This is a genomic window from Methylobacterium sp. R2-1 (assembly GCF_014191355.1).
Classification (GTDB): domain Bacteria; phylum Pseudomonadota; class Alphaproteobacteria; order Rhizobiales; family Beijerinckiaceae; genus Methylobacterium.
The window spans coordinates 41,996-66,086 of sequence record NZ_JACHWM010000022.1; the positions used below are offsets into that span (position 1 = coordinate 41,996).

A 24,091-nucleotide genomic window follows, 5' to 3' on the forward strand; every position below is an offset into this window, starting at 1 on the left:
CCGATGCCATGACCTCGTTCCGCTCGGCCGCCCTGGCGGTCGTCGGGCTCGCCGCCTTCCTCGCCCTGTGGGAGGCGGCGCCCCGGCTCGACCTCGTCAACCCGGCTTTCCTGCCGCCGCCCTCCTCTCTTCCCGCGGCCTTCGCCCGGGAGATCTCGAGCGGGGCATGGCTGCGCGCGGTCGCCGAGAGCCTGAGCCACTACGTGGTCGGACTCGGCGCGGGCGCGGGCGCGGGCATCGCGCTGGGGCTTCTGGCCGGCATGTTCCGCTGGTTCGAGAGTCTGACCGCCTGGGTCGTGCGGCTCTTGCGCCCCATCCCCGGCCTCGCCTGGGTGCCCTTCGCGATCATCTGGTTCGGGGTTCAGCCTTCGGCCGCCGTGTTCATCATCGCCATCGGCGTGTTCTGGATCGTGTTCTTTGCCACGCAAGGCGCGGTGCGCGGTGTTGATCGCGACCTGATCGAGGTGGCCCAGGCCTTCGGTTTTCGCGGGCCGTTCGCGCGGCTCGTCAAGATCCTCCTGCCCGCCGCCACGCCCGGCATCCTCGTCGGCCTGCGCACGGCGCTGGGGCAGGCCTGGATGGCGGTGGTCGCCGCCGAGATCTTCGGGGTGCCCGGCATCGGCGCCCGGATGATGCAGGCCTCCTCGCTCCTCTCCACCGACATCGTCGTGGTCTACATGCTCACCATGGCCGGGCTGTACGGCCTGTTCGACACTGGCTTCGTCGCCCTGCAGGGCTGGCTGCTGCGGTGGCGCGTATGAGTGCCGTCGAGCGCCCGATCATCGACATCCGCGGTTTGAGCCTCGCCTACGAGCGCGACGGGCGGCGCACCGAGATCCTCTCCTCCCTCGATCTCGCGGTGCCGCGCGGACAATTCCTCGTCATCGTCGGCGAATCCGGCGTCGGCAAGTCGACGCTCCTGCGCGTGCTGATCGATCTGGCCAAGCCCAGCACCGGCACGGTCCATCTCGACACTGATCCCCAAAAGACCCGGACGCCGATGGCACTCGTGTTCCAAGACGCGCGGCTGCTGCCGTGGCGGCGGGTGATCGACAACGTCGCCTTCGGCCTGGAGCGGCATGGCCTGTCGAAGCCTGAGCGCCGCGAGCGGGCGGCGGCGATGCTCAAGCTCGTCGGGCTGTCCGATCTCGCCGGCCGCTGGCCGCACCAGCTCTCCGGCGGGCAGCGCCAGCGCATCGCCATCGCCCGTGCGCTCGCGGTCGAGCCCGAGGTGCTGCTGATGGACGAGCCGTTCTCGGCGCTCGACAGCTTCACCCGCGAGGGGCTGCAGGACGAGATCCAGCGCATCAAGGCGCAGACCGGCAAGACGGTGCTGTTCGTGACCCACGACATCGACGAGGCGGTCTACCTCGCCGACCGGGTCGTGGTGCTGGCGGGCAGCCCCGGCCGGATCGCGGCGGACGTCACCCTCGCCCCGCCCCGCCCGCGCCAGCGCCGGGACGCCGCCCTGGTCGAGGCGGCGCGCCATCTGCGGGCGGAACTGTCGCGGCGCTCGGCGGAACTGTGAGCGATCCGTCAAGCTTGCCATCTTGACGGTTCGTCGGCCGCGTTGGAACCATCGGGCGGCCGCGCAGGGCGCCTCGGGGAGTGCAAGATGGGCTTTTTTCAGGACGCCCTCGTCCGTTTCAACCGGGTGGTGATGTCCTACGCGGGCGATATCGCGTTCATGCAGGCAGCGGTTTCCGCCGCGGCCAACGTGATCGTCGCTGACGGCGATACCGACGAGGAGGAGATCGAGGCGGCTCTCGTCAGCATGCGGGCCAACCCGATCCTCCAGAAATCCTACGATACGCTCGCCCTGGAGAAGGCGCTGTTCGAGGCGCTGGCCCGCGCGGAGCTGCGCGCCGGGCGCCTGGAGAACAGCCAGCACGTCGCGGCCATCGCCGACCGTCCCCTGGAGCAGCGCCAGCACGTCTTCCTGATCGCGGCGGATGTTGCCGACAAGGGCGGCATCACCGAGAGCGAGCACCGGGTGCTCGACGAGCTGGCCCAGGCGCTGGACGTGGATAAGGCGACGCTGCTCGGCTGAGTCGGCGCGCCCGGGTGCCCTGCTCTCCCGACCCTTTTTCCCGAACGGCGCCGAGCCTATCTTCATGCTCGGACAGGAGCGCGGCCATGTACAAGGTAACGGGCACGGATCCCTCTGGCCGCACCCTGGCCTTCGCTTGCGGTACGGACGAGCAGGCCCTCGAAAAGACCTGGGAACTGGCAGGACGCGGCTTTCGCAACATCTCTGTCGCCGACCCGAAGGGGCGCGAGATGAGCGCCATCGCCTTCGAGCGCTCGCTCGATCTCGACTACGATTGAGAACCGCCGGAGCGGGCCGCGCCCCGCGGACGAAGGCTCAAGGCCCCGGCCGCTCCGCTCACGCCGCCCGCTTCTGGTAATCCTTCACGTCCGTGAACCGGATCTTCTCCCAGCGCTCCTCCTCGTAGCGGAGCGAGAAGGCGGTGGTGGCCATGAAGACCGGAGCGCCGTCGAGGTCGCTCGCCATCGCCGAGCCGTGGGCGTTCACGAACTTGTCGATCTCGGCCTCCGACTCCGCCTCGATCCAGCGGCAGACGGAGAACCGGGTGGTCTCGTAATCGATCGGCAGGCCGTACTCCGCCTGCAGCCGCTCCTTCAGCACGTCGAGCTGCAGCGCGCCGACGACGCCGACGATGGCGGGGGAGCCGTCCTGCGGGATGAAGACCTGCACGACGCCCTCCTCACCCATCTGCTGGAGCGCTTCCCGGAGCTTCTTGGCCTTCATCGCGTCGGTGAGCTTGATCCGCCGCATGATCTCGGGCGCGAAGCTCGGCACGCCGCGGAAGACGATCTCCTCGCCCTCGGTGAGCGTGTCGCCGATGCGCAGGGTCCCGTGGTTCGGAATGCCGACCACGTCCCCGGCATAGGCCTCATCGGCGATCGCCCGGTCCTGAGCGAAGAAGAATTGCGGCGCCGAGAGCGACATCGGCTTGCCCGTGCGCACGAGCTTGGCCTTCATGCCGCGCCGGAGCATCCCTGAGCAGACCCGCATGAAGGCGATGCGGTCGCGGTGGTTCGGATCCATGTTCGCCTGGATCTTGAACACGAAGCCCGTCATCTTCGGCTCGGACGGCTGCACGGCGCGCTTATCCGCCTCCTGACCCCGCGGCGGGGGCGCGAAGCGGGCGAGCCCGTCGATGAGGTCGCGCACGCCGAAATTCCGCAGGGCCGAGCCGAAGAAGACCGGTGTCAGGTGCCCCTCGCGGAAGGCAGCGAGGTCGAAGGTTTTGAGGCCGCCCTCGGCCAGTTCCACCTCCTCGCGCCACGCATCGGCCGCGCCGTTCTCGGTCAGCAGTTCATCGAACAGCGGATCGTTGAAGCCCGAGACCGGAATCGTGCCGGCATCGTCCGCCGCGTCGAGCCGGCGCACCCGGTTGCCGCCGAGCTCATAGGTGCCGGCGAAGTTGCGGCCGAGCCCGATCGGCCAGGTCACCGGAGCCACGTCGAGCGCGAGCGTCTTCTCGATCTCGTCGAGCGTCTCGAACGGGTCGCGCGCCTCGCGATCGAGCTTGTTCACGAAGGTGACGATCGGGATGTCCCTGAGCCGGCACACCTCGAACAGCTTTCGCGTGCGCGCCTCGATGCCCTTGGCCGCGTCGATCACCATCACCGCGGAGTCGACGGCGGTGAGCGTGCGGTAGGTATCCTCCGAGAAGTCCTCATGGCCCGGCGTGTCGAGCAGGTTGAAGACGCAATCGCCGTACTCGAAGGTCATCACCGAGGTGACCACCGAGATGCCGCGCTCCTTCTCGATCCCCATCCAGTCGGAGCGGGTCGAGACGCGGTTGCGCTTGGCCTTCACCTCGCCCGCGAGCTGGATCGCACCGCCGAACAGCAGCAGCTTCTCGGTCAGCGTGGTCTTGCCCGCATCCGGGTGCGAGATGATCGCGAAGGTGCGCCGCCGCGCGACCGGGTCGGCGGATTTCGGGTCGGCGGTTTTGGGATCGGTCTGCATCAGCATGGCGGGCACCGGCCGCCGCATTGCGGGCGGCCGCTCGTCTCTCATGGGGGCCGGGCGGTGCCCTGCTCTCTACGCGTTCCGCGCCTCCGACGCAAAGCCGCTCCCCTACCCTCGCCCGACGAAGGGCATGCCCGTGGCCAACACGGTCATGAACAGGACGTTGGCCGAGAGCGGCAGCCCCGCCATGTAGACGACGGCCTCGGCAACGTGCGCCGCCTCCATGTACGGCTCAGGCCGGATCGAACCGTCGGCCTGCCGCGCGCCCTGCCCGAAGCCCCGCGTCATTTCGGTCTCGGCATTGCCGACATCGATCTGGCCGCAGGCGATGTCGAAGGGACGTCCGTCGAGGGCGGTCGCGCGGGTCAGCCCGGTGATGGCGTGCTTGGTGGCAGCGTAGGGGGTCGACATCGGCCGCGGCGCGTAGGCCGCGATCGAGCCGTTGTTGATGATGCGCCCGCCCTGCGGCTCCTGCCGGCGCATCATGCCGAAGGCGGCACGGGTGCAGAGGAAGGCGCCGGTGAGATTGACGCTGACGCTGGCGAGCCAATCCTCGACCGCGACCTCGTCCACCGTCGCGGCGGGGGTGAAGATCCCGGCATTGTTGAACAGCAGATCGAGCCGCCCGAAGCGCTCACCCACCGCAGCGAACAGAGCCTCGACGGCGCGCGGATCGGACACGTCGGTCGGCACGCACAACGACGCGCCCGGCAACTCCGCGGCGACCCGTTCCAGAGCCTCCCCCCGCCTTCCAGCCAGAACAAGCCGCCAACCGGCCCGCGCCAATCCGAGCGCGACCGCCCGCCCGATGCCGGACCCCGCTCCGGTCACGATCGCCACTCGATCACCCATCGCCATCGCGCTTCTCCCGTTCGAGCGGAGCATAGGGCGTCCCGCCGATCCGGTGCAGGGGCGCCGTGCCAAGATGCGATTGCTGCCCGGAGCCCGGACCCACCGTACAAAAATGCCGCTGGCTCACGGCTGACCCGTTCAAGCCGGTTGCCAGCCCTGTCTGCCCCGTCTAGAGAACCGGCGGCTCGGAGCCGATGGGGCGTCGCCAAGTGGTAAGGCAGCGGTTTTTGGTACCGCCATTCCCAGGTTCGAATCCTGGCGCCCCAGCCATTTTCTCCAAGCCGATCAGGGCGTAAGCGACAGCGACATATCGGACACACCGGAACAAACGGTGTCAGGCCGCTGCACAAGAGTCGGCACAGTCACCAGCGGGGATGTCGCTGGCTGATTCGTGGCTCGCGCGGTAGGCTGTCGCATGGCTGACCCCTCCCCCACCGTCGGCGAGCTCTTCAAGGCCAACGCTGTCACCGACGAGCAGGTGAATGCGGCGGCCAAGGCTGCATGCCCCCATCGAGGCGCCTGGTGCCGAACATCGCCTGCTCGGCATAGCTGGTGATGAACCAGACACCCCTTAGAGCCCGGACTATCGCCCTCCTTCGATGACCGAAAACGGGCGCTCCACTGCCGTGGTTCGAACTAGGTTGCGTCCCTGTCGCTTGGCCTCATAGAGGGCCGCATCCGCTGCTGCGATCAGGGTGACCGGCTTGCAGTCCCGAACTGACGGTGCCGCGGCGACCCCGCAGCTGACTGTCACTAGCCCATGTGGGTTGCTGGCATGGGGCACCGCCTGCGCGAGCACCGCTTGCCGGATGCGGTTGGCGGCCGCTTCAGCACTGGGCTCCCCGGTATCCGGCAGGATGACCGCGAATTCTTCGCCGCCGATGCGGTAAGCGGTGTCCGAGTAGGCGTGGATTGAACCGCGCATCGCCTGTGCAATCAGCCTCAGTGCCTCGTCACCCTGCTGATGCCCATAACGATCGTTGAAGCCTTTGAAGTGATCCGCGTCCAAGATCAGCAGTGACAAGGGCTTGCCGGTGCGTGTCGCGCGCTGACACTCCCGCGCCAACACCTCGTCGAACCGACGTCGGTTGCCGAGACCCGTGAGCGCGTCCGTACTGGCCAGCTGCTGCAGCTCGGCGTTCAGCGCGGCGGTTGCGCGCTGCGCCGCCTTGCGTCGGGTCAATTCGCGCTGGAACAGTGTCGTCAGCACGATGGTGGTGGCGCACAGGCTCAAAACCACAGCGGCGAGTACCAGCGCCTTCTGCCACCAAGCCGCGTAGATATCCTCGGCTGTGAGGGCGATACTCAGCTGCAGCGGCAACTCGCCAACCTGCGCGACTGCGAAGGTGCGTGTGCCCTCGCCGATCATGACCGGGCCTGTAAACACGCCCTGTCGGGTTTGCAGCATACGCTGGTAGCTATCGGTCGCCGAGACGCTGCGCCCCACCAGCTGCTCGTCGTAGGGCTCACGCATGACGATGGTGCCGCCGGGCCCGTACAGGGTTACCGTGCCGGCGTGATTCGGATCTAGGGCCGCAAACAGCTGGCGGAAGTAGTCGAGATAGATCGAGCCGAGCACCACGCCGGCGAAGGAGCCGTCCGGGTTGGACAGGCGGCGGCTGATGATCAGCGCCCAGCGGCCGGTGAGGCGTGACACAATTGGTACGCTGACGTGAAGGCCCAGGTCCTTGTGGGTGGCATGATACTGGAAGTACTCGCGGTCCGCGTAGCTTAGCGGCTCGGGGTTGAGGGACTTCGAGCTGATGATCAGTGTACCGGAACGGTCGAAAACGAGCGTGTGGCCGAAGTTCTCAGCGTTTGCGGCTCGGTCGAACAGGATGAGCTGGCGCGTCTCCGGATCGGCGTTCATGACGGCCGGCAGGCGCCAGCCATCGACGATCGCGCGTAGCGAGAGGTCGTACATACCGATGCTGCGGGCAATATCACGGCCGAGCACCTGCACGAGGCTCTGCGCCGCGCCGGTCGCACGGCGCTCGGCATCACGGCGCATGTCCCAGAGCATGAAAGCTGAGACAGCGCAGAGACCGACCACACACAGGAGGTTCAGCGCGGCGAGCAGCCATGGCGACCGTGCCCACCATAGATACCGCCGAAAACCTGTCCGGCTCACCATGCTCAGCGCCTCCCCTGGCGCAATTTGCTGCCGACCACTGAGAGACAGATTAAGACAGGTCGATAAAGCTATGAAATACCGAAAATCTGGTAAATTCCAAGTTTACTTTATACAAATAACTTTGCTTCCTTATCTTCGATCCTGAACCGGCTGGCTCTGCAAGTCTATCGATTTTGCGGAGGCGAGGGCAGGATCAACTTGGTCGCCGTCGCGAAGGCTAGCCTGTCGTGAACTCGGGTCTCCGCGACAAGACGAGCAAGACGAGCATGGCGGGCGCGAAGCGGAATGTGGTCCGCACGGCGATCCTGCTGGCGCGGGCGCAGAAGGCGTGACCGACTCCGAGGCCGCGGTCTAGCGCCACACATTCTGGTCCGGCTGCGACTTCGTGCTCGATGTCCGCACGCGTGGAGAGCGGAGGTCCGATAGCAAGGTCAGGAAGGCCGCGACGCTTCACCCACTCAGAAGCGTGCGATACCGGTCCAAGCAGATGATCGTCAGCCGAAAACAACCTACGTTCGAGACACGATAAAACATCGGCCTATGGTAGCGGCTATCATCAGCAAGTCCGACACAGGTGCTGATGGCTGGGAGAGCCGAGTGCTTCCGCCTGCAACGCAAGGCGAAGCGACATGCCTTCAGCCCCCAATCAGCACGCCACAGCCATGCTCATCCGCAAGTTGGAAAGCATCGCCACCCTCTCAGACGAGCAGCGTCAGGCCATCCTGAGCCTGCCGGTGAGACTCCACACCCTCGCCGCCCGGCAGGACATCGTACGCGACGGAGATAAGCCGTCCCATTGCTGCCTCATCCTCGACGGCTGGGCCTATCGCTATAAGCTGCTCGGTGACGGCAGGCGGCAGATCTTCTCCTTCCACATCCCCGGCGATGTGCCGGATCTGCAGAGCCTGCACGTCCCCACCATGGATCACAGCCTCGCCACCCTGACGAAGGCGACCGTGGCCTTCATCCCGCACGAGAGCCTACAAGACCTGACGCTCCGCCATCCCGGCCTCGGCACTCTCTTCTGGCGCGACACACTGATCGATGCGGCCATCTTCCGGGCCTGGATGGTCGGCCTGGGCCGGCGCTCCGCCTTCGAGCAGGTCGCGCATCTCTTCTGCGAGCTGTACCTGAAGCTCCAGGCGGTCGGGCTGGCTGTACACTACCGTTGCCCGCTGCCGCTCACGCAGATCGATATCGCCGATGCGTTGGGCATGACCAACGTCCACGTCAATCGCGTGTTGAAGGAGATGCGCGGCCAGGCCCTCATCACGCTTCGCTCTCAGACGCTGGTCATTGAGGCTTGGGATGAACTTCTGCGGGTCGCTGAGTTCGATCCGACGTACCTGCACTTGGAGCATCGAGCGGCCTGATGCCTCTCCACCTGCAGCCCGTTCAAGTTGCGACGGGCAGCTTAGACACGGAGAGCCTCCTCGTGTTCTCGGACGGCTTCCTGGTCGCGGTTCTGGTTCGGCTCTCGGACGATCACGGGGAAGCGACCGGGATGTGGTTCCTGGAGGCGGGGTTCGGCCCGGTCGATCATCCACACCCGCCCACCTTCGCCGGCCTCGACGATGCGCAGGGCTGGATCGAGAAGCGGCTGACAATCAAGACATAGTCGTCGCGGCTGTGAGCGGCAGGAGGTCGTAACTCTGAGCACAGCGCGTCGACATTTGCCACTAACGCAGCGGATCCGATCTGCGTTCGGCACACGGTGCCCGCACCATCTCTGAGGCGGTTTGCCTGCACGAAAAACCCCGCCGCGGCTGAGCCGGGCGGGGTGAGTCTTGGGGAGGAACCACCATGGTTCACTGATCGGGCAACTGGCCGGGGCCGGCGATGTTCTGGCTCGGTACGAAACCGCACCGTTCGCCGTCACGCAGCCCGCGTTCGCCTAATTCCATGCCGATGTCCGCAGCGCGCGGTGGGTCGTCATTGGCTCACAGGCCGGAACCCAACGCCAAGGAGGCCGGTGCCGGGGTGCTGTACAATGCGACTGAAGAAGGAACCGGCCAAATCTCGGTTTGGCGTTCTGCCCGATAGGGCGCATGATGCTGCCATCACCAGCCGATCCCTGATCCCGTAGGCGCCGGTGACTGAGAGTAACGTGTGCTCCCGCCTGCATAGCGCGGAGCACCACGATGCCTCCTTACATCGACAGACCATTCTCCCTTGCCGATCTTGAGAGTAACTTCGCGCAGATCACTCGGTATGCTGCGATGAACGAGCACGACAGAGCGATCGTCCGGAACGCTCAGCAGGCAATCCAGCGCTCACGCGACCTGCTTGAGGCGACCAAGCATCAGGTTCCTCGGCTATGTGAACGGAGTGACCCGCGTAGGTAGGCTCCATGTACGAGAAAGCGCGGTGGTAGATCTCTGGGAAATGAGAAACAACGCCGCAGCTGAGCCGGGGGCTAATATGGGGCGGCAACTGAAGTTGGTCTGGCAGTGAGCGCGGCGAAGCGATCGCCTCTCAGGTGTCCGTGGCCGGCAGCGGCTCCGGTCCGAAATGAGCCATGAAGCGAAGGCCGTCCCAAAGCTCGATGCCTGCTCCGCGAACCATCGCCATGGCCAGCGAGAGCGCTTCGGCGTCATCGCGCGCCATAAGAGGTGCGCTCCTCAGGATGAGCCCGCTCTTGCTCAACGATAATGTTCGATAGGCAGTCGGCTCAGCAGCATTGAGCGACGAATGCGCCTCGGCCATCCGAGTACTCCTAATTAGAGGCCCGTGATATCGAGAGCCTAAACAGATATACCAGAGGCACAAGGCGGCGCAGATGGTCTGTCCGACATCATACGGTTCGCAGGGACGAAAAAATCTCGCACCGCCGGACCGCGCCCGTTCAATCGTCGGGCCAATGCCCGCACAGGGTGGCAAGCAGACCCTGGCCTTTCGCCTCGCAGCGGACGTTCCGACTCCGACCCGACCTCGCCGGAGAGATCAGTGTGGCCGAAGTGTCCAAACGTAAACCAAGATTATAATATCCTATTTTACTTAGTATTAGGCCAGGAAATTCTAATTTTAAGCCCAGACCTGTGTCAGGCCGAAAAACAGAGATTTATTTTACAAATCTTAAACTGAATCATTTCGGGTCAGCGGGATTGTGTTATTTTATCCTCATCGCCTGCCGGTTTGTCCGGGCGCAGGCGCTTAGGAGACAGCGTGTGCTCTTGCCCCGAACGGGAGCAGAGCCGTGTCTCAGCCTCAACAATCGACTGTTCGCAATCGTCTGCTGAAGGCTCTCACGCCGAGCGATTTCGCTCTGCTCCAGCCGCACCTGGAGCTGGTCGCGACCGAGCTGCGCCAGCCGCTGATCAAGCCCAACGAGCCGGTCAAACAGCTGTACTTCCCCGAGGTCGGCTTCTCCTCGATCACGACGCAAGGCTCAGGTGGCAAGGTCGAGATCGGCATCATCGGACGAGAGGGCCTGGTCGGCGTCATACCGCTGCTGCTGGGCTCCGACCGCACCCCGCACGACCACTTCGTTCAGGGCCCGGGCGAGATGCTGGCCATCAGTTCCCAAGCGTTTTGTGGAGCGGTCAATGAGAGCGCCAGCCTGCACAAGCTCCTGCTGCGCTTCACCCAGGTGCAGTACGTGCAGACCGCCCAGACCGCCTTCGTGAACGCGAGCTACCAGATCGAGGTGCGCCTCGCGCGCTGGCTGCTGATGTGTCACGACCGGCTCGACGGCGACGAACTGCGCCTCACCCACGAGTTCCTGTCGATGATGCTGGGTACGCAGCGGACGAGCGCGACCCTGGCAGTGCAGGCGCTGGAGGGACACCGGTTCATCAAGGCGCAGCGCGGACGCGTCACGATCCTGGACCGTGAGGCGTTGGAGAACTTGGCAGATGACGGCTACGGTTTGCCCGAGGCCGAGTACGCTCGCCTGATCGAGGGCGCCTGATGCCGCGCTACTTCTTCAACGTTCGGCATCGCCCGGGACCCGCTGGTCTGGCGCGAGACCCCGAGGGTGAAGAGCTGGTTGACGCGAACGCGGCACGCGAGCGCGCCCTCACGGTGGCACGAGCCATGATCGCGCGAGATCGGCTCGTCACCATCCGCGACTGGATGGACTGCACGTTCGAGATCACGGACGGGGACGGCCAGATCGTGCTGACGGTGCCGTTCAGCGACACGGTTCCGGACGCGGACAACGGGGACTGAGCGGCCTCAGCAGTCAGACCGGGCGTGCCGCCACAGCCACGGCGATGGTTCAGCCGGCATCGGCGATGAACGCGCTTGTTGGGCAGCTTGAGGAGGCGACCGTGCACAGACGTGAAGGCTCTGACACCAAGGCCGCCACCGACGCTCTGCTACGGAGCCTCGTGGTGAGTGAGCGCGTTGGCGCAACATTCCCGGACAGCCGAGCACACCTTGCCGAACTGGCGTAGCGTGGGCGGGCCACGTTGCAGCCGCCCGGAGGCCTCGGTGTCCCTCGTTAGACACACGGCGCCCGCACCACTCCACTGGCGTCTCCTGGGCGAACGTCATGATCGGCGCGATCGTGATCTCCGATCAAGCGTGCGGGCGCTCGCCCGGCGCAGTCACCACCGGGCTGATGCGCGTGCTCGGCCCGATGAACAGGTAGGCCCGGGCGTCCTTGGCCGGCTTCCCGCTCGCCAGCATGCCGGCCAAGGTGACGGCGACGAAGCACGGGGTCATCGCCGCCCGCCTCGAGGTGGGTGTCCGTGCGTGTCGTCATGGTGGTTCAGCACGTCGGTGAGACGCTGGAGCACCTGCGCGAACTGGCTGGCGTGCTGCGCTTCCTCCGAGGCTGTATCCGCCCGGATCGCCACAGTCAGATCCTTGATCGCCGAGGTCAGGTCAGCGACCGCCATGCTGTCGAACAGGGCCATGCCGCTCCCCTGCGCCACGTCGCGCGCCACCTCCGGCTTCAGCGCCTCCGCCTTCTGCGTCTCGATGCGGTAATCGAAGAAGGTCTTCAGGAAGCCGGTGAGCGGGACGAGGAGAGCAGCGGCTGCGGCGCTGACGGCGAGGATGATGGCGGGCCACGTATCAAGTTGCGGAAGAGGATCGGGAACTGCCGCCACCGTTCTGCCTCCTGCGTGCTCTGAGCCCGAATGTGTCTTCTGCCGCCATGTCGCTGGCCGCACGCCCAGAGGCGTGTAGCTCGGCGAGGGCTAGGACGGTGTAGACGGCCACGCCGGTGGTGATGGGCGGCGCCGTGAGCAGGAAGCCGAGTGCGATGGCCAGCCAGAACGCGAAGCCGCCCAGGCAGCCGAGCGTGCGGATGAGAGACGTCTCGCGCCCGCGCCGGCCGTTCACCCACAATGCGAGCAGTCGCACCATGCCGAAGAACAGGCACAGGGCTCCCGCCTTCAGCGAGACCCCGAACAACGGGTTGAGCTTCTCGACGATGATCGGGTCGAAGCGCCGTTCCTCATCCTCGGCATCGGCCGCGTACATCGCGATGAAGACGCGATCCGCGCGCAGCTTGCCCTCCAGCACCTGCTGATCGCTCTTCCAGCCGTCGTAGGCCGGCCCCGTGGCGTTCCGGCCAGCGGTGGAGATGCCGAGCCACAGCGGCTGCAGGCGGGCGCCCTGGGCGGTCTTGATGACGCCGATCACGTCCTGGTTCTGCGCGTGGACCTCTTCGGCGAGCACCACGTGCGGGTTGAGGCCGTCGAGGTTCGGCGCCCGGCCCGCGAGCAGCTTCAGCACCGCGTTGTGCCGGCGGAAGCGGATCTCCTCGTGCGTGCCCTTGGCCAGCGTCCAGTCGCGCAGCTCAGCGACCTCGTCGATCGTGTGCCGGATCGCCTTGAACGGAATGTCCGCCTGCCGCTCCGAGCCCGCGATGATGACGCCCTCGGCGCCGGGCTCGCCCTCGAAATTCTGGCAGTAGAGGACGACGATCTTTGCGAGTTCGGTCTTGCCGTTCTTGCGGGGCACCCAGAGCGCCACCTCGCGGGTCCAGCGCCGGCCCGTGTCCCGCTCGCGAAAGCCGAAGATCGCGGCCAGCCACCAGCACTGCACCGGCTCGAGAACGATGTTGCCCTCGAAGCCCTTGCTGTGCGGCAGCGTCTCACCGAACGCGCAGACATCAGCGACCCGGTCCGCGTCGTAGATGAACTCGGACCGCGGCTTTCGCGCCTCCTGAAGCATGTGGAGGAAGCGATGACAGGCCAGCCGTTCCCAGCGACACGCCGTCACCGCCTCCTGCACGACCGCCTGGCAGTACCATTCGGCCATGCCGGCGAAATCGGGGGTCAGATCTCCTTTGAAGTCGACCAGCGCGAACCGCTGATCAGCGACCGCCCGAGAAACCGAAGCGCGCGTACCGGTTGACGGGCGCTTCCTTCGGCGCGGAGATCGGCTTGTCGAGGTCATCGATCGCAAGCTCTTTCTCGGCACGCCTCATTTCGTTGAACCACGAGGCTCGAGGGGTTCGCCCTTCCTCGCTGATGCCCGTGATCTGATCGACGAGGCTGGCGTAGCGGCTCAGCGCCATGTGCTTGGCCTTTGACAACCGACCGGCGTGCCAAAGCAGTCGAGCAAGTTCGTCGTAGGTCTTGCGCGCCTTGTCAGTCTTGAGCGCGAAATCGCAGGCGGGCAGCGTGCGGAAGCCCGGGTGCGCGACGACGTTGGGATCTCCCTGGCCTACCTGTGCTAGACTTGTTTTAGCGCCCATCGAATCGGCAGAGCCTTATGCAGCACCGAGTTATCGTCTGGCAGAAGCCCTACATGATCTCGACGGCACAGAGGTCGAAGAGCGTCTGGATCGCGAGCGGCGATTACGAAGGCCAGAGCATCCAGACCCAGGACCGAACCGAAGGCGCAGCGATCAAGCGCTGGTGCGAAGCGGCTCGCTACCGCGGAAACTGAACCGCTCTATACGAGCGGGACTCAGAGACTGTTCTGCGCCCAACGCCGGCCGACAATGTTGATTCGGCGTCAGCCATGCGATCTACGCAAGAGCCACAATCTAATCTGTAGATTCGTTGATACGACTGATGATCTAGCCCTTTTATGAGGCCGCCAGAGCCCCCACCTCCCCGAAGCTGAACTGCAGCCGAAAGGAGGTGAGGGACACATGGCAAAGGGTACCAAGATCGGCCGTAACGCTGGTAACGGACGTTTCACTACGGTGAAGACCGCCCAGGGTAAGCCGAAGACCCACGTCGTCGAGACGATCAAGAAGTAGCGGTTGAACCGCACTTCGGCGGCGACCGGCTCGCACCCGGTCGCCGTTTTCGATCAAGTTCATATAGGGGCAGCCATCTGGCTTCCGCCAGTCCGCAATTCGGCTTCCCCGTCGCCTTCTCTGCCCGTCGCGGTCGAACTCATCGGACGAATCCCCGGCAGAACCAGGGATCTGTGGACCGCCTCCCCGGTCGAAATTGACTCGCGTCAGAATGAGAACAAAAAAAGAACATCGCTCACGGGAGGATCGCTGTGCCCGCCGCTCACCCCGACCTCTGCACGCCCGAGACCACTGAGTTCATCGTGCTGCTGCCTGCGGCCGTGGTGGAGGATGAAGAGCGCCGAGAGAACCTGCTCGATGGCCTTGAGGCAGCGTTTCCAGGCTCGACGTTCCGCGCCGTTCAGTCCGAAAGCCTGCGCAATCCCGAAGGGGAACGACTTGTGATCAATGAGCCGCTCGTCGTTCCGATGATGGGCGATGCGAACACCGGAATTCCCGAACCAATCCGCCGCCGGCCCTCCGAAGATCGCATGCACGACATGATGGCGACGCTGCGGGCTCTGCTCAGCGACGCAGCGAACCTGCACTGAACCGTGCCGGCCTTTCCGATGGATCGTCGCACCAGAGCGGCAGCAGATAGATCTGCCCGTGCTCGCGTGCGTAGACCTGCATCGCCGCCTTCAGGCCGTTGTGGCAGCCCCAGCAGAGGCTCTGCAGGTTGGCCACTTTCAGCCGGTCCCCGCCGTCCTCAATCGGTATCTTGTGGTCGACCGCATCGGCGAGCCGCTGTCGGCCTTCCTGGGCGCAGAAGACACAGAACGGGTGGCGTCGCCGATGCCGCTCCGATGTCTTCCGCCAGAGGTTGTCGTAGCCCCTTCCCGCCGTCTTCGGTCTTTCAGGCTCCGGCGCTCGCACGACCCGAGCCGCTGGCGTGGCTCGTCGGCCGAGGATCGTCGGCACCGGCTGTTCTCCGCTCACAGTTCGGGATGTGGGGAATGGGATACCGGCGTTCCGGGAAATGGGCAACCGGAATTTTACGAGTCATCTCAATGCGTTGGTTGAAAATCGTCATGCAACCGATTCTCAGTTCGATAGATAAAACCTATTGTGCGACATTCTGTCATAGGAGTTTTCTATCGCGATGAGCATGCGTTCGCTGACCCGGAAAGAGAGCATCGCCCTAGCGCTGATCCAGGAAAGCATCGTGAACCAGCAGCCGTGCCCCTCGCTGAGCGAGATCGCGGAAGCCATGGGCATGCGAAGCCGCTCCGGACCGCACCGGCTGGTGAATGGGCTGATCGAGAAAGGCTTTCTGGTCCGGAAAGGACACGGCCTGCGGCTAGTCGAATTGCCAGAAGCCGGCCCGCCGGTGGCGATCGTCGAGAAGGAGGTGGTTCGCCACGTGCTGCAGCCGGTCCCCATGCCGGTGCGCGAGCCTGTCGTCTCTCCGCATCCGCCAAAGGATCAGGCGAAGCTGGCCGCCACCCGGCGCAAGCGGACCTACGTCGTGGAATTGGAGCGCGACGTGAACCGGCGGCTGCAGACCATTTCCGAGAACGCCGGCATTCCGGCTGAGGCAATTATCTCGCAGGCGCTGCGGGCCTGGATCATGGATGCGGAAGCGGATGAGACGGGGGATAGCTGATGCCAGGCCCGGGCGCAGTAACGACACCGCCGCGCCCTCGTGCAAACATCTTCCTTGGGCGAGTGATCAACGTCGGCGAATCAGATCGCCGCGCCTGATATCTTCAGCGGAGCTAGAGCGGCGATGCTCGTTATTACCATTTTCGACGATCGACAGGACGACTTCTGGCGTCAAACGCTCGCACAGGGCGTGGGCAACCAAAAAGCCTTCTTAGCTAAATACGAAGCCTTCGTTAAAGGCATGCAGGCTGACGCCGCGCATCTGCCGCAGGCAGAGCAGGATGCCATATTTGGCAGAGTCGTCGCCAGGAACGCTGAATATATGGCTCTAGCACAGGTCGATCGAGAAGCGCTGAAGGCCAAGCTGGGTATGCCAAACTCTTTCAATGGCCCGAATAGCCTTGGGAAGGTAGCCGCAGAAACCGCAGTCCGCGCAACTGTGTGGAACAGCGTGGGGGCTCTCTTTCGGCTGTTTCGATAATTCTCCGCGCGTAAATGAGAAACGGCCGCAGCGGTGAACCGTCGCGGCCGTGATGGGTCTAGTCAGCGCGGTTCAGGGCCGGGCAAATCCCAACCCGGAGAGCGCTCTGGCCCCTTCGACTTTTCCGGCGCCATTTCCTTCTGAATAAAGCCGAGCGCCTCGCCGAGGGTGTTGAACGCCGCAAGCGGTCGCGGATCGAGGCCGAACACCGCGAAGCCGCCGTGCTCGCAGGCGTGGATGTGGAGATCGCGGCGAGACATCACGCCACCGCGTCGGCGAGCGCCTTGGACGCCTTGAACTTCGCGACCTTCCGGGCCGGAGAATGGAAGGGCTGCTTCGTCGCCGGACTGATGCCCGAGCGCGCTGCCTGCGCCTTCACCTTGAACGCGCCGACTTCCGGGATCGTGATATCCCGCCCGCTGCGCAATTCGACGTGGATCAGATCCGTCAGCGCCGCCAGCATCGCGCCGGCCTTGCCCTTCGTCACACCCGCCTGCTCGGCAATGTGCGCGGCGATCTCATTCTTGGTCATCGTTGCACCTTTCCAGGCCTCACAACCGAGGCACGGGCGGAACGTGGCGCGCAGCACTCACCAAGTAAAGCACGCGCGCGACGCCGAGAGTGGAATTCCTTGGGGCAAATCCGGTGTTTCGCCAGCAGGGGCTTTATCCAGGCCCTTCCGCGCCGCGATCGCGTGCAGAAGTAAAACGGCCTACGGGAGCCCGGTGATGGTGGACCACGTCCGCACCCTTCCAATCTTCGGAAAATAGAGTCAGATTTCAGGCGCTGGAGAAGCGCTGCGATGTTGGCAAAGTTTGGGATTCTGAACGGTATCGGCGCTGTAGCCGCGTTGGCTGCGCTCCACATCGTTGAACCACAAACGGCCGGCGGGCAGAGTTTGTTGGTGGTCTTAGTTTTGATTTTAGTGAACGGAATTGGAGCAATGACATGGCCAAGAAAGCTATAGGCGTTTTTTTGGTCTTGGTCGCAACGCTTTATGTCTCAAGCGCTGCCGCACAAGACGGCCCCCGTGTGGTTTGTAATGCGCGACCAGACGGTACTGCCGACTGCTATTCCGATTACCCCTCCGGCAGAGGCGGAGGCAGAGGCGGGGGTAGAGGTGGAGGGGGCGGTGGCTGGGGGGATGGTACCTTCATAGGCGGAGGCGGCGCTTCTAGAAGCGGCAACGGGGGCGCCGCCGTAGGGACTGGCGGCAGTGGCGGAGGTGGCGGTGCCGCTACCCGTGGAGGTTTTGGCGGAGGCGGCGGAGCCGGTATGTCCGGAGGGCGCGGTGAGGCTGGTGGGCGCGGCAGGAGCATTGATGGCGGCGGAGTTGGCGGGCGCGGTGGGATCATCAACTATGCACCAACCAGCGGGAGTGTTGCGACTGGGGCAGGATTAAGCCGACTTATACCAGTGCGGGCGTTAATTGAGCCTGTAGAGATGCCGCCTCAGGCGGTCGCTGCTTACGGTATGGTTGCGTTCACCGGCAAGCCCCTACCTAATGAAGTTGCTCGTGCAAAGTTTGTGTGCGAGGCTATGAAATCGACACTAATCCCCCAGCCAGAACTTGCGCCCAGCACCCCTCTTTCAAGTCAGATGATTACATATTGGCCAATTACGAATAAAAACAAACCTGAAGCAGACTCCTGGAAGTGCGATTATTTGGTCGAGAACTACCACCTTAAAACAGGCCTTGATGCTATCACTGACGCTGATGTCAAACGCGAGAGGCTGGCAACACGACGCGGGCCATTCTTGATCGCGTGGTCGCCGTCGAAAAGCCGAGGTGAAAAGGATGCGCTCATTCTAATTATCGATATGTCATCTCACGAGAGCCAACAAAGTTTTGTTGATTTATTCAAAGACTGGAGACAGAAAATTATCGACGATCCAAAGCTTTGGCGAAACGGATGGGATGCAAAGGCAATAATTTCAATGTTTAGGGATACGCTTGATAAATACGGTGAAACAGTACTCAAATTCGTCAAAGCGGGCGGATGAAATTCGACCGAGAATCAGCCTTCTTTACTGCTATCTGCGCACAAGCAGCGAGCGGCAGCCGTCGCAAATTAGAACATCCGAAGCTGACCCACGGCTCTTGCGCCCTTGGCTGAGTTGCATGGATAGCAAAGGCACTGCGTGTTTCGGTAAGTGTGATCTCCGCCACGAGCGAGTGGGATGATGTGATCCAACTCCGGCGAGAGCGGCGTCTTCAGTCCTCGGTGGTCGCGTCGCGTCTTTCTCCTGCATAGCTGGCAACGCCAACCATCCCTCTCGAAAACAGCGATCGGGTCCACGGCTTCACTCCCGATCTGGCGAGCGCGCCGGCGAGCACAGGCGACCCGGTCGTGATGGCGCTTACTGCAGGCGGACGAGCAGAAGCGCTGCTCTCGATCCAGAGGAGTGAAGGCGCCGGAGCACTCGAAGCACTGGCCTGCCGGCCATTCGGCACGATCTCGCTCTCGTTGCCGGGTCCGAGCGCGCACATTCAACGCGTCCTGGCAGGCGCGTGAGCACCATCTGCCTGGCCGACCCAGGTCGACGAGGCACTCGATGCACCACGTAACCTTATTTCGATGGCCGAGGGCTCGCTCCGACGGAGGTAGTCCTGCTTCTTCCCTCTTGCGAGCGGCCCAGGCTCTTCCCGTCCCCCTATAGCCGGCGTCTCTGCATGATGGGCAGAAGCGCCAATTGCCCCGCGGTATCTCGGCATCACACCTTACGCACGCACCTTGCAACAACGGGCCGTCCTGTGCGGGCCCGCCGCTGGCTGCGCAGGCAACGCAGTACTTTCTCGGCCTACCTCGCCCGCTGCGAATTGGAAGGGCGCAGCCGCATCTCCCGCAGAGCGCAACGGCGTCGAACATCTCGTTCAGGCTGGTGATCTGCCGCACAATTGGGCTCCAAGTAATCACTGCGGCCGCTTTGGATGAATCCGCAGAAAATTTCAACTCTACGCGCTCCATTTTGGACCAGCCTCGCCGGTCGTGTCCTTTTTCGCTAATTTCTTAATCTACACCCGCCATCCCTTCGCCTCGCGTGCTTGCTAGTGGGCGTGCGCGCAGATCGGATGCTTTGCTTTGCCCGTCTGTGCGCCTGCTTCTGTGCGCATTTCTTTCGCGAATACTGCGAATGGCTGTTGACAGGCCGAATGTGCGGCCTCATGTTCGGGATGCGCCTCGATTGTGAGGCTTCGAACTGAGATCCCTTCCATGACCAGCCTAGAGACGCGCTCTGCGCTTCAGCTGACCGAGCTGCTGCAGGACCGCGCTACTGAGATCCGCGACAGCGGGCTCACTCCTGACCAGGCAATTGCGAACATCGAGGCGGGCTTGGCTCTGTCTCTCGCCCGCACTGGCGAAGCGTTCCTGCACGCTGACGAGACTTGGCAGGCTGCGTTTGTCGTGCGGTTCGGTTCGATGCGGCGAGCTGCTGACGCCCGCTACACGGCCGCAGGGCGCGGCGAACCCGGTTCTGCTCTCCGTACCGCCTTCGAGGCCCAACACGCTGCCTACGCGGCTTGGTGCGCAGCTCGCGGCATTCCTGCTGCGCCGGCCGGTGAAGCGTGATGCTCGCCTGCCTCTTCATCTTCGCTGCGGCAGGCCTGTGTGTCGCTGCATCCGCTGCTGGCGTGTTCCTCGACCCCTGACAGGGCGCGGGCGCAGCGCCTCGGGGCCGGGTTGTCCTGGCCTCGCACGGTGCGCCTGACCAGCCACCCCGCGAATGGCCGCACGCGGCCGGCTGCGGCCGGGAGTGCGAGAGATGGTTCTCTCTCTGGCAGTCTCCAGAAAGCCAAACGGCGAGTGGTCCTTTCGGATCCGCCTCGCCGTCGGGTTCAGTCTCTGGAGTTGGCTTAGCTCGTAAGGGCTGATGCCAGAGGGCGGCAGGTGGCTCTGTCGCCCTCACTCCCGAAAGTAGCGCAGGGGCGGGGCGCCGTACAGCCCGCCCGAATGCCTCGATCGTGAGGCGCGAACCAAGGATCTCCGCCAATGACCACGACCACCATTCCCGCCGGCTTCCTCGACGGCACGATGACCATTCCCGAGCTGCGGCGTGCTTGGGCAGATGCCCGCAAGCGTGTGTTCCGGAAGGCCCGGCGCCAGCGCATCGCGGCCAAGGAGTCTTTCCTGCGGTCCGGTCACTGAGGGACGCCCCATGACCAAGCGCACGCCCTGGCACGACATTCACTCAACCGCGACAGCGCAATTGCTCAAATTCGCCTTCGCCAGTGCCGAAGCAGCCTGTGCAGAGGGTGGAGGCTACACACTCGGCATCACATTGAAATCCGGTGCGACCTTCGAAGGTGCCCCGGTTGCTGACTGTGCCGAGGATATCGGAGCCGTACTCGTTCTGGAAAACGGACACTTCATCCTCACGCATGAAATCGCGGCCCTTACCGTGAACCAGTGCTGATCTCCCCACCGAATGCGGCCGCGCCCGTGTGCGGCCTTCCTAGACGCTCCACGCCTCGACTGTGAGGCTCAGCCCGAAAGCCAATCCGATGACCGATTCCTTCCGCACCCATGACGGCCGCACCCTCCAGCAAGCCGCCTCTGATCTCGTTTCCCGCGAGGTGCTGTGCTGCATGACCAGGATGGTCTCGACGCTCGCGGGCGGCGCTCACACCGTCCCGCACCGCGATCACGGCGACACGGCGCTCTTCGACCTGACGCAACAAGCGTTCGAACTCGCCGCGCCCGTGCTCGACTATGAGGAAGCCGCGCGGGAAGCGGGTTGGTACATCGAAGGTGGGGACTTCTGGAGCAAGAACACCGACGATACCTCCCCCACCGCCGAGCCCGGCGATGCCAATGGCTGGCAGCAGCTGTGCGAGGAACAGGGCATCGAGCCCCACGAATCGGAGGTGTTCGAGCATTGGGCCGTCTCGACTTGGCTTCGTGTCCGAGTCCTTCGACGGCATCAGCGGCACCGCTGCGCGCGCCGGCGCGATCCAGGAAGCAATCGACAAGCTCGAACGGCGCGGGCTGATCGGCCCGGCTGTGGGTTCCCTACTCGCCGAGATCTTCGACGTGCCGCATCATGCGGCGCTGGAACTCGCCTAGCAGAGAGGGTCCGCCCGCATGAACCCGATACGCTGGATCAAGAACAAGATCGCCGCACGGTGGGACGGGGCGGCCGAGAGCGCCGAACGCACGCGGCTGAGGCGTGAGCGCGAGTCCGTCGAGCTAAAGCGGCGGATCGATGAGACGCGGGAGAAACTGGAGAGAGAAAGGATCGCACGCGAGTGATGCGCCCCTGCCGGATGGGTGCGATCCGTCCGGCACAGCCGCACCATGCCATTGCGCCTCGATCGTGAGGCATTTCCGAAGGAGTCGCTTTGAGCACCCCTGTTTGTTCTCGTGGCTCGATGTCGGGCCCGTCGATATGCTCCGAGGCGCAAGACGTGCGCCCCACGGAGAAAAGCCGCTCGCCCATGGTCCGGAACATCCAAGAATGGCGCCGCATGACCGGCGAGCAGTTTTCCGCGGCGCTCGAGCAGGTGGGCATCGGCCGGGCGGCGTTCGCCTGGATCCTCGGCACGCGATCGGAGCGCGTCACTGGCTGGGCGAAGGGTGCGGAAACCGTGCCCCTCTACATGGACGTGCTGCTCTCCCTGATGACGCTGCCGGGCGCACGTGAGCTCGTTCTGCGCGTCGTCCGACGCCAGCAGATCGGCGACCAGCAGGCGGCCCGGGAATTTGATGCCTGGGAGGATAGCGGTGGGCGCTAAGCCGGTCCGCATCGATCCTCACGCCGAGATGATGGCGCGGCGCCTGATGACGGGCGCGATGGATGAGGTCGCACAGGGCATCCTGTCCGGCCGAGATGGCTACGCGGTGCGCGAGAGCGTTCTCAGTGAACTGGTACCCGCCTGGGTGAAGATGGCGGGCCGTGGGCCGGCAGATGCGGCTGTGCGGGGCATGTACGCCCTGAAGCCGCGAGAGTGCCTGACGGCTGCCGAAGCAGCGGGTCTGCGGCGACTGGAAAAGATCGAGGCCGAGAACCTGCGCAAGCGCATGAAGCGCGAGACCGAGGAATACCGCGCCTATCTCGCCAAGCACGCCCCGCACCGACTGCCACAGCGGCCGAGCATGGCCGCGCGCATCGCCAACTGGTCCGTGCTGGCGCTCCTGCTGGCTGCGATCGCCTGCGGGGTGCTTATCCGGCCAGCGGCCGCTGGCGAGGCTCACAGCCGCTGGCGGGCTCTTGCTGCGTGCGGTGTGGCTAAGGGTGCGGACTACGAGCGCAAGTGTCGGCGATTCAGCCGGACGGAACGGAGCACCTGGCGGGCATACGATGGCCCCGGCGCCGGAGCGCCGAGGGAGTGGGAAACGCCGAAGGCTTGGGAGTCAACATGGATGTGATGGCTGGCATTGCAGCGGCCTCTCAGGCGCTGAAGATGGCCCGGGAAATCCGGGAGGTATCGAAAGACTTCGAAAACGCCGATCTCAAATCGAAGATTGTCGCTCTCGTTGAAACCCTGAGCGACGCGAAACTCGCCCTGATCGACGCCAAGGAAGAGCTTCAAAACGCGAAATCAGAGGCCGAGGAACTTCGCACGAAACTTGCATTTAAGACTGACCGTACCGTTCGCAGAAACGGAATGTATTATGAGATCTACGACGACGGGCAACCTTCGTATCTGCCCTTTTGTCCGAGATGCACCGAGACCGGTAAGTTCATAACCATCGTTCAGGAGCAGAACGCTCATCAAGCGAAATGCCCGAACTGCTCGACACAATTCGCGACACGAGCAATCCGGTTCAAAGACAACCAGTCGGCAAGCAACCCGAGTAGACCGGCGGACTAGCTGGCGATTTGCAGAGCCTGCTCCATAGTCTCGACTGCCCGCGACCGCTCACGCAGCCCGAAATGCCGGGCGGTCGCGTCGATCGCGGCGAGGAACAGTACGCCGAGCCGCTCTGACTCACCCATGCCTTGGCCGGCCATCCACGAGAACGAGTGGCCGTTGATGACCCGGTGGAAGAGGATGGCGAATAGCTCCTCGCCGATCCGGGCCTTCACGCCGTCGATGAGGTGGAGCGATTCAGCCCGATCATCCGGCACGCCCGCGATCTTGCGGGAAGTGTCGACGCCTCGCTTCGCAGCGGCGGCCGCCCACCGGTTCCGGCGGGCGATGGCTGTCTCGTAGCGGGTGTCGATGTGCTGGGGCATGATCAATCGTCCGCTGCAAGCTCGGGAAGCCAGACGTGGAAGCCGGTCTCCTCCACGCCGTGGTAGAAGGCGACGCCACCCTTCGAGAGGCTGATGAAGGCGTTGCGAAAGCGCGTCTTGACCTTGTCCTCCTCTTCGCCGGGCATGACGTTGTTGCCAAACGCCTTCCGCGCTTCGTCCAGCGGGATGAGGCGGGCGCCCTTGGGTAGCCGGCGATCAGCAGCGCGCTGCTCCTGGGTGGCGATCCGTGAGCGCGTGAGCGTGAGGCTCTTCAGGATGCCGTAGAGCACCGTGCCCTCGGCGGTGAAGGACGGCTTCTTGGCGGCGCGCTGGCGAACCTCCTCCGGCTCGATCTGCCGCGGCTCCACCTCGTTCGTGAACTGCGTGAACTCGGCGCGGTAGCCGGTCGTGATGATGCCAGTCCGGCCGTGCCGGTTCGGTTTCACCTTCGAGGGCATCTTCCGCCACCACATGGTGGTGAAGGGCGAGAGCCGGGATACGGCCTGGTTCTCGATTATCAGCCCTGAATGGCCCCGGATCTCGGCCGCGTTGACCGCCTGGCTCGCGCCCTCGAACTTCGACGAGGCCGGGCAGCAGCGGCGTCGGCTGGAAGATTTCAGGACCTGA

At 64.3% G+C, this 24,091-nt stretch carries 35 protein-coding genes, 1 tRNA gene and 1 pseudogene; 22 read left to right on the forward strand and 15 right to left on the reverse strand.

Annotated elements, in window-relative coordinates; all coding sequences use genetic code 11:
* Window positions 1-8 precede the first annotated feature (8 nt).
* The 4 genes from FHU13_RS24735 to FHU13_RS24750 all read left to right on the forward strand — a co-directional run bounded on the left by FHU13_RS24735 (window position 9) and on the right by FHU13_RS24750 (window position 2,328).
* Window positions 9-761, forward strand: coding sequence for an ABC transporter permease (locus FHU13_RS24735; RefSeq protein ID WP_183438481.1), 753 nt, complete (start codon window positions 9-11; stop codon window positions 759-761).
* Window positions 758-1,528, forward strand: coding sequence for an ABC transporter ATP-binding protein (locus FHU13_RS24740; protein WP_183438482.1), 771 nt, complete (start codon window positions 758-760; stop codon window positions 1,526-1,528). Before FHU13_RS24735 ends, FHU13_RS24740 begins: the two co-directional genes overlap by 4 nt.
* Before the next feature lie 87 nt (window positions 1,529-1,615).
* Window positions 1,616-2,050, forward strand: coding sequence for a tellurite resistance TerB family protein (locus tag FHU13_RS24745; RefSeq protein ID WP_183438483.1), 435 nt, complete (start codon window positions 1,616-1,618; stop codon window positions 2,048-2,050).
* 86 nt (window positions 2,051-2,136) lie between these two features.
* Complete coding sequence (locus FHU13_RS24750) at window positions 2,137-2,328, forward strand: hypothetical protein (RefSeq protein ID WP_017484606.1); 192 nt, start codon at window positions 2,137-2,139, stop codon at window positions 2,326-2,328.
* A 58-nt stretch (window positions 2,329-2,386) separates the two neighbouring features.
* Here FHU13_RS24750 and FHU13_RS24755 read toward each other — a convergent pair whose 3' ends face one another.
* Window positions 2,387-4,009 (reverse strand): peptide chain release factor 3, encoded by a 1,623-nt coding sequence (locus FHU13_RS24755; protein WP_183438528.1) that lies wholly within the window; start codon window positions 4,007-4,009, stop codon window positions 2,387-2,389.
* Between the two features lie 105 nt (window positions 4,010-4,114).
* Window positions 4,115-4,864 (reverse strand): SDR family oxidoreductase, encoded by a 750-nt coding sequence (locus FHU13_RS24760; protein WP_183438484.1) that lies wholly within the window; start codon window positions 4,862-4,864, stop codon window positions 4,115-4,117.
* A gap of 189 nt (window positions 4,865-5,053) precedes the next feature.
* Here FHU13_RS24760 and FHU13_RS24765 point away from each other — a divergent pair.
* Window positions 5,054-5,128, forward strand: a tRNA-Gln gene (locus tag FHU13_RS24765).
* 313 nt (window positions 5,129-5,441) lie between these two features.
* Here FHU13_RS24765 and FHU13_RS24770 read toward each other — a convergent pair.
* Complete coding sequence (locus FHU13_RS24770; protein WP_183438485.1) at window positions 5,442-6,992, reverse strand: sensor domain-containing diguanylate cyclase; 1,551 nt, start codon at window positions 6,990-6,992, stop codon at window positions 5,442-5,444.
* Between the two features lie 629 nt (window positions 6,993-7,621).
* On the opposite strand from FHU13_RS24770, the gene FHU13_RS24775 reads away from it, so the two are divergent.
* On the forward strand, window positions 7,622-8,365 hold the full coding sequence (locus FHU13_RS24775; RefSeq protein ID WP_183438486.1) for a Crp/Fnr family transcriptional regulator: 744 nt from the start codon (window positions 7,622-7,624) through the stop codon (window positions 8,363-8,365).
* On the forward strand, window positions 8,365-8,610 hold the full coding sequence (locus FHU13_RS24780) for a hypothetical protein (protein WP_183438487.1): 246 nt from the start codon (window positions 8,365-8,367) through the stop codon (window positions 8,608-8,610). Before FHU13_RS24775 ends, FHU13_RS24780 begins: the two co-directional genes overlap by 1 nt.
* 857 nt (window positions 8,611-9,467) lie before the next feature.
* Here the strand turns inward: FHU13_RS24780 and FHU13_RS24785 are convergent.
* Window positions 9,468-9,698: a hypothetical protein gene (locus FHU13_RS24785; protein ID WP_183438488.1), complete on the reverse strand. Its 231-nt coding sequence runs from the start codon at window positions 9,696-9,698 to the stop codon at window positions 9,468-9,470.
* Window positions 9,699-10,188: 490 nt separating this feature from the next.
* On the opposite strand from FHU13_RS24785, the gene FHU13_RS24790 reads away from it, so the two are divergent.
* A complete protein-coding gene (locus FHU13_RS24790; protein ID WP_183438489.1) occupies window positions 10,189-10,902 on the forward strand; it encodes a Crp/Fnr family transcriptional regulator in 714 nt (237 codons plus the stop codon).
* On the forward strand, window positions 10,902-11,162 hold the full coding sequence (locus FHU13_RS24795) for a DUF6894 family protein (RefSeq protein ID WP_183438490.1): 261 nt from the start codon (window positions 10,902-10,904) through the stop codon (window positions 11,160-11,162). Before FHU13_RS24790 ends, FHU13_RS24795 begins: the two co-directional genes overlap by 1 nt.
* A 351-nt stretch (window positions 11,163-11,513) precedes the next feature.
* Here the strand turns inward: FHU13_RS24795 and FHU13_RS28085 are convergent, their stop codons facing one another.
* From FHU13_RS28085 to FHU13_RS24815, 4 genes are read right to left on the reverse strand one after another with little or no spacing between them, the layout of a single operon-like run.
* Complete coding sequence (locus tag FHU13_RS28085) at window positions 11,514-11,660, reverse strand: hypothetical protein (protein ID WP_246714858.1); 147 nt, start codon at window positions 11,658-11,660, stop codon at window positions 11,514-11,516.
* On the reverse strand, window positions 11,657-12,049 hold the full coding sequence (locus tag FHU13_RS24805) for a hypothetical protein (RefSeq protein WP_183438491.1): 393 nt from the start codon (window positions 12,047-12,049) through the stop codon (window positions 11,657-11,659). The genes FHU13_RS28085 and FHU13_RS24805 overlap by 4 nt, the downstream gene beginning before the upstream one ends.
* Entirely contained in the window at window positions 12,015-13,208 is a 1,194-nt protein-coding gene (locus tag FHU13_RS24810) for a terminase large subunit domain-containing protein (protein WP_183438492.1), read from the reverse strand. Before FHU13_RS24810 ends, FHU13_RS24805 begins: the two co-directional genes overlap by 35 nt.
* 55 nt (window positions 13,209-13,263) lie before the next feature.
* Window positions 13,264-13,647, reverse strand: a complete 384-nt coding sequence (locus tag FHU13_RS24815; protein WP_183438493.1) for a hypothetical protein — start codon at window positions 13,645-13,647, stop codon at window positions 13,264-13,266.
* Between the two features lie 17 nt (window positions 13,648-13,664).
* Here FHU13_RS24815 and FHU13_RS24820 point away from each other — a divergent pair, with 17 nt between their 5' ends.
* Together FHU13_RS24820 and FHU13_RS24825 are read left to right on the forward strand one after the other, a co-directional pair.
* The gene (locus FHU13_RS24820) at window positions 13,665-13,841 is read left to right on the forward strand and encodes a hypothetical protein (protein ID WP_183438494.1); all 177 of its coding nucleotides are present in this window, start codon (window positions 13,665-13,667) and stop codon (window positions 13,839-13,841) included.
* Window positions 13,842-14,411: 570 nt separating this feature from the next.
* The gene (locus tag FHU13_RS24825; RefSeq protein WP_183438495.1) at window positions 14,412-14,750 is read left to right on the forward strand and encodes a hypothetical protein; all 339 of its coding nucleotides are present in this window, start codon (window positions 14,412-14,414) and stop codon (window positions 14,748-14,750) included.
* Here FHU13_RS24825 and FHU13_RS24830 read toward each other — a convergent pair.
* Complete coding sequence (locus FHU13_RS24830) at window positions 14,725-15,120, reverse strand: HNH endonuclease signature motif containing protein (protein WP_183438496.1); 396 nt, start codon at window positions 15,118-15,120, stop codon at window positions 14,725-14,727. The two genes, FHU13_RS24825 and FHU13_RS24830, sit on opposite strands and share 26 nt — an antisense overlap.
* A 181-nt stretch (window positions 15,121-15,301) precedes the next feature.
* On the opposite strand from FHU13_RS24830, the gene FHU13_RS24835 reads away from it, so the two are divergent.
* Together FHU13_RS24835 and FHU13_RS24840 are read left to right on the forward strand one after the other, a co-directional pair.
* Window positions 15,302-15,805, forward strand: coding sequence for a LexA family protein (locus FHU13_RS24835; protein ID WP_183438497.1), 504 nt, complete (start codon window positions 15,302-15,304; stop codon window positions 15,803-15,805).
* Window positions 15,806-15,928: 123 nt separating this feature from the next.
* Window positions 15,929-16,285, forward strand: coding sequence for a hypothetical protein (locus tag FHU13_RS24840; RefSeq protein WP_183438498.1), 357 nt, complete (start codon window positions 15,929-15,931; stop codon window positions 16,283-16,285).
* Window positions 16,286-16,347: 62 nt separating this feature from the next.
* Here FHU13_RS24840 and FHU13_RS24845 read toward each other — a convergent pair whose 3' ends face one another.
* Window positions 16,348-16,545: a hypothetical protein gene (locus tag FHU13_RS24845; protein ID WP_183438499.1), complete on the reverse strand. Its 198-nt coding sequence runs from the start codon at window positions 16,543-16,545 to the stop codon at window positions 16,348-16,350.
* Complete coding sequence (locus FHU13_RS24850; protein ID WP_183438500.1) at window positions 16,545-16,874, reverse strand: HU family DNA-binding protein; 330 nt, start codon at window positions 16,872-16,874, stop codon at window positions 16,545-16,547. Before FHU13_RS24850 ends, FHU13_RS24845 begins: the two co-directional genes overlap by 1 nt.
* A 686-nt stretch (window positions 16,875-17,560) precedes the next feature.
* Here FHU13_RS24850 and FHU13_RS24855 point away from each other — a divergent pair.
* On the forward strand, window positions 17,561-18,289 hold the full coding sequence (locus FHU13_RS24855) for a hypothetical protein (RefSeq protein WP_183438501.1): 729 nt from the start codon (window positions 17,561-17,563) through the stop codon (window positions 18,287-18,289).
* Window positions 18,290-18,357: 68 nt separating this feature from the next.
* On the opposite strand, the gene FHU13_RS28680 is transcribed toward FHU13_RS24855, so the two are convergent.
* The gene (locus FHU13_RS28680) at window positions 18,358-19,254 is read right to left on the reverse strand and encodes an HNH endonuclease (RefSeq protein ID WP_409518538.1); all 897 of its coding nucleotides are present in this window, start codon (window positions 19,252-19,254) and stop codon (window positions 18,358-18,360) included.
* A gap of 246 nt (window positions 19,255-19,500) precedes the next feature.
* On the opposite strand from FHU13_RS28680, the gene FHU13_RS24865 reads away from it, so the two are divergent.
* From FHU13_RS24865 to FHU13_RS24875, 3 genes are all read left to right on the forward strand, one after another.
* Window positions 19,501-19,857 (forward strand): hypothetical protein, encoded by a 357-nt coding sequence (locus tag FHU13_RS24865; RefSeq protein WP_183438503.1) that lies wholly within the window; start codon window positions 19,501-19,503, stop codon window positions 19,855-19,857.
* A gap of 420 nt (window positions 19,858-20,277) precedes the next feature.
* The gene (locus tag FHU13_RS24870) at window positions 20,278-20,433 is read left to right on the forward strand and encodes a hypothetical protein (protein ID WP_183438504.1); all 156 of its coding nucleotides are present in this window, start codon (window positions 20,278-20,280) and stop codon (window positions 20,431-20,433) included.
* A 10-nt stretch (window positions 20,434-20,443) separates the two neighbouring features.
* The gene (locus FHU13_RS24875; protein ID WP_183438505.1) at window positions 20,444-20,701 is read left to right on the forward strand and encodes a hypothetical protein; all 258 of its coding nucleotides are present in this window, start codon (window positions 20,444-20,446) and stop codon (window positions 20,699-20,701) included.
* On the opposite strand, the gene FHU13_RS24880 is transcribed toward FHU13_RS24875, so the two are convergent.
* Window positions 20,682-21,164: a hypothetical protein gene (locus tag FHU13_RS24880; protein WP_183438506.1), complete on the reverse strand. Its 483-nt coding sequence runs from the start codon at window positions 21,162-21,164 to the stop codon at window positions 20,682-20,684. The genes FHU13_RS24875 and FHU13_RS24880 overlap by 20 nt on opposite strands.
* A gap of 22 nt (window positions 21,165-21,186) precedes the next feature.
* Between FHU13_RS24880 and FHU13_RS24885 the strand changes: the two genes are divergently transcribed.
* The 4 genes from FHU13_RS24885 to FHU13_RS24900 all read left to right on the forward strand — a co-directional run bounded on the left by FHU13_RS24885 (window position 21,187) and on the right by FHU13_RS24900 (window position 23,099).
* On the forward strand, window positions 21,187-21,351 hold the full coding sequence (locus FHU13_RS24885; RefSeq protein WP_183438507.1) for a hypothetical protein: 165 nt from the start codon (window positions 21,187-21,189) through the stop codon (window positions 21,349-21,351).
* Window positions 21,352-21,752: 401 nt separating this feature from the next.
* Complete coding sequence (locus FHU13_RS24890; RefSeq protein WP_210287836.1) at window positions 21,753-22,019, forward strand: hypothetical protein; 267 nt, start codon at window positions 21,753-21,755, stop codon at window positions 22,017-22,019.
* Window positions 22,009-22,653, forward strand: coding sequence for a hypothetical protein (locus tag FHU13_RS24895; RefSeq protein ID WP_183438509.1), 645 nt, complete (start codon window positions 22,009-22,011; stop codon window positions 22,651-22,653). The genes FHU13_RS24890 and FHU13_RS24895 overlap by 11 nt, the downstream gene beginning before the upstream one ends.
* Entirely contained in the window at window positions 22,644-23,099 is a 456-nt protein-coding gene (locus FHU13_RS24900) for a hypothetical protein (protein WP_183438510.1), read from the forward strand. The genes FHU13_RS24895 and FHU13_RS24900 overlap by 10 nt, the downstream gene beginning before the upstream one ends.
* Here FHU13_RS24900 and FHU13_RS24905 read toward each other — a convergent pair.
* Together FHU13_RS24905 and FHU13_RS24910 are read right to left on the reverse strand one after the other, a co-directional pair.
* A complete protein-coding gene (locus FHU13_RS24905; protein WP_183438511.1) occupies window positions 23,096-23,464 on the reverse strand; it encodes a hypothetical protein in 369 nt (122 codons plus the stop codon). The genes FHU13_RS24900 and FHU13_RS24905 overlap by 4 nt on opposite strands.
* A 2-nt stretch (window positions 23,465-23,466) precedes the next feature.
* Complete coding sequence (locus FHU13_RS24910) at window positions 23,467-23,922, reverse strand: hypothetical protein (RefSeq protein WP_183438531.1); 456 nt, start codon at window positions 23,920-23,922, stop codon at window positions 23,467-23,469.
* On the opposite strand from FHU13_RS24910, the pseudogene FHU13_RS24915 reads away from it, so the two are divergent.
* Window positions 23,897-24,091, forward strand: a pseudogene (locus tag FHU13_RS24915) (GNAT family N-acetyltransferase); the annotation flags it as partial. The gene FHU13_RS24910 and the pseudogene FHU13_RS24915 overlap by 26 nt on opposite strands.

What these genes read in the sequence shown, in the direction of transcription:
- FHU13_RS24735 (WP_183438481.1), top strand. Translation starts at nt 9, where the DNA reads ATGACCTCGTTCCGCTCGGCCGCCCTGGCGGTCGTCGGGCTCGCCGCC.
- FHU13_RS24740 (WP_183438482.1), top strand. Translation starts at nt 758, where the DNA reads ATGAGTGCCGTCGAGCGCCCGATCATCGACATCCGCGGTTTGAGCCTC.
- FHU13_RS24745 (WP_183438483.1), top strand. Translation starts at nt 1,616, where the DNA reads ATGGGCTTTTTTCAGGACGCCCTCGTCCGTTTCAACCGGGTGGTGATG.
- FHU13_RS24750 (WP_017484606.1), top strand. Translation starts at nt 2,137, where the DNA reads ATGTACAAGGTAACGGGCACGGATCCCTCTGGCCGCACCCTGGCCTTC.
- FHU13_RS24755 (WP_183438528.1), bottom strand. Translation starts at nt 4,009, where the DNA reads ATGCTGATGCAGACCGATCCCAAAACCGCCGACCCGAAATCCGCCGAC.
- FHU13_RS24760 (WP_183438484.1), bottom strand. Translation starts at nt 4,864, where the DNA reads ATGGCGATGGGTGATCGAGTGGCGATCGTGACCGGAGCGGGGTCCGGC.
- FHU13_RS24770 (WP_183438485.1), bottom strand. Translation starts at nt 6,992, where the DNA reads ATGGTGAGCCGGACAGGTTTTCGGCGGTATCTATGGTGGGCACGGTCG.
- FHU13_RS24775 (WP_183438486.1), top strand. Translation starts at nt 7,622, where the DNA reads ATGCCTTCAGCCCCCAATCAGCACGCCACAGCCATGCTCATCCGCAAG.
- FHU13_RS24780 (WP_183438487.1), top strand. Translation starts at nt 8,365, where the DNA reads ATGCCTCTCCACCTGCAGCCCGTTCAAGTTGCGACGGGCAGCTTAGAC.
- FHU13_RS24785 (WP_183438488.1), bottom strand. Translation starts at nt 9,698, where the DNA reads ATGGCCGAGGCGCATTCGTCGCTCAATGCTGCTGAGCCGACTGCCTAT.
- FHU13_RS24795 (WP_183438490.1), top strand. Translation starts at nt 10,902, where the DNA reads ATGCCGCGCTACTTCTTCAACGTTCGGCATCGCCCGGGACCCGCTGGT.
- FHU13_RS28085 (WP_246714858.1), bottom strand. Translation starts at nt 11,660, where the DNA reads ATGACCCCGTGCTTCGTCGCCGTCACCTTGGCCGGCATGCTGGCGAGC.
- FHU13_RS24810 (WP_183438492.1), bottom strand. Translation starts at nt 13,208, where the DNA reads ATGGCCGAATGGTACTGCCAGGCGGTCGTGCAGGAGGCGGTGACGGCG.
- FHU13_RS24815 (WP_183438493.1), bottom strand. Translation starts at nt 13,647, where the DNA reads ATGGGCGCTAAAACAAGTCTAGCACAGGTAGGCCAGGGAGATCCCAAC.
- FHU13_RS24820 (WP_183438494.1), top strand. Translation starts at nt 13,665, where the DNA reads ATGCAGCACCGAGTTATCGTCTGGCAGAAGCCCTACATGATCTCGACG.
- FHU13_RS24835 (WP_183438497.1), top strand. Translation starts at nt 15,302, where the DNA reads ATGAGCATGCGTTCGCTGACCCGGAAAGAGAGCATCGCCCTAGCGCTG.
- FHU13_RS24840 (WP_183438498.1), top strand. Translation starts at nt 15,929, where the DNA reads ATGCTCGTTATTACCATTTTCGACGATCGACAGGACGACTTCTGGCGT.
- FHU13_RS24845 (WP_183438499.1), bottom strand. Translation starts at nt 16,545, where the DNA reads ATGTCTCGCCGCGATCTCCACATCCACGCCTGCGAGCACGGCGGCTTC.
- FHU13_RS24855 (WP_183438501.1), top strand. Translation starts at nt 17,561, where the DNA reads ATGTCCGGAGGGCGCGGTGAGGCTGGTGGGCGCGGCAGGAGCATTGAT.
- FHU13_RS28680 (WP_409518538.1), bottom strand. Translation starts at nt 19,254, where the DNA reads ATGGAGCGCGTAGAGTTGAAATTTTCTGCGGATTCATCCAAAGCGGCC.
- FHU13_RS24865 (WP_183438503.1), top strand. Translation starts at nt 19,501, where the DNA reads ATGACCAGCCTAGAGACGCGCTCTGCGCTTCAGCTGACCGAGCTGCTG.
- FHU13_RS24870 (WP_183438504.1), top strand. Translation starts at nt 20,278, where the DNA reads ATGACCACGACCACCATTCCCGCCGGCTTCCTCGACGGCACGATGACC.
- FHU13_RS24875 (WP_183438505.1), top strand. Translation starts at nt 20,444, where the DNA reads ATGACCAAGCGCACGCCCTGGCACGACATTCACTCAACCGCGACAGCG.
- FHU13_RS24880 (WP_183438506.1), bottom strand. Translation starts at nt 21,164, where the DNA reads ATGCTCGAACACCTCCGATTCGTGGGGCTCGATGCCCTGTTCCTCGCA.
- FHU13_RS24890 (WP_210287836.1), top strand. Translation starts at nt 21,753, where the DNA reads ATGACCGGCGAGCAGTTTTCCGCGGCGCTCGAGCAGGTGGGCATCGGC.
- FHU13_RS24900 (WP_183438510.1), top strand. Translation starts at nt 22,644, where the DNA reads ATGGATGTGATGGCTGGCATTGCAGCGGCCTCTCAGGCGCTGAAGATG.
- FHU13_RS24905 (WP_183438511.1), bottom strand. Translation starts at nt 23,464, where the DNA reads ATGCCCCAGCACATCGACACCCGCTACGAGACAGCCATCGCCCGCCGG.
- FHU13_RS24910 (WP_183438531.1), bottom strand. Translation starts at nt 23,922, where the DNA reads ATGCCCTCGAAGGTGAAACCGAACCGGCACGGCCGGACTGGCATCATC.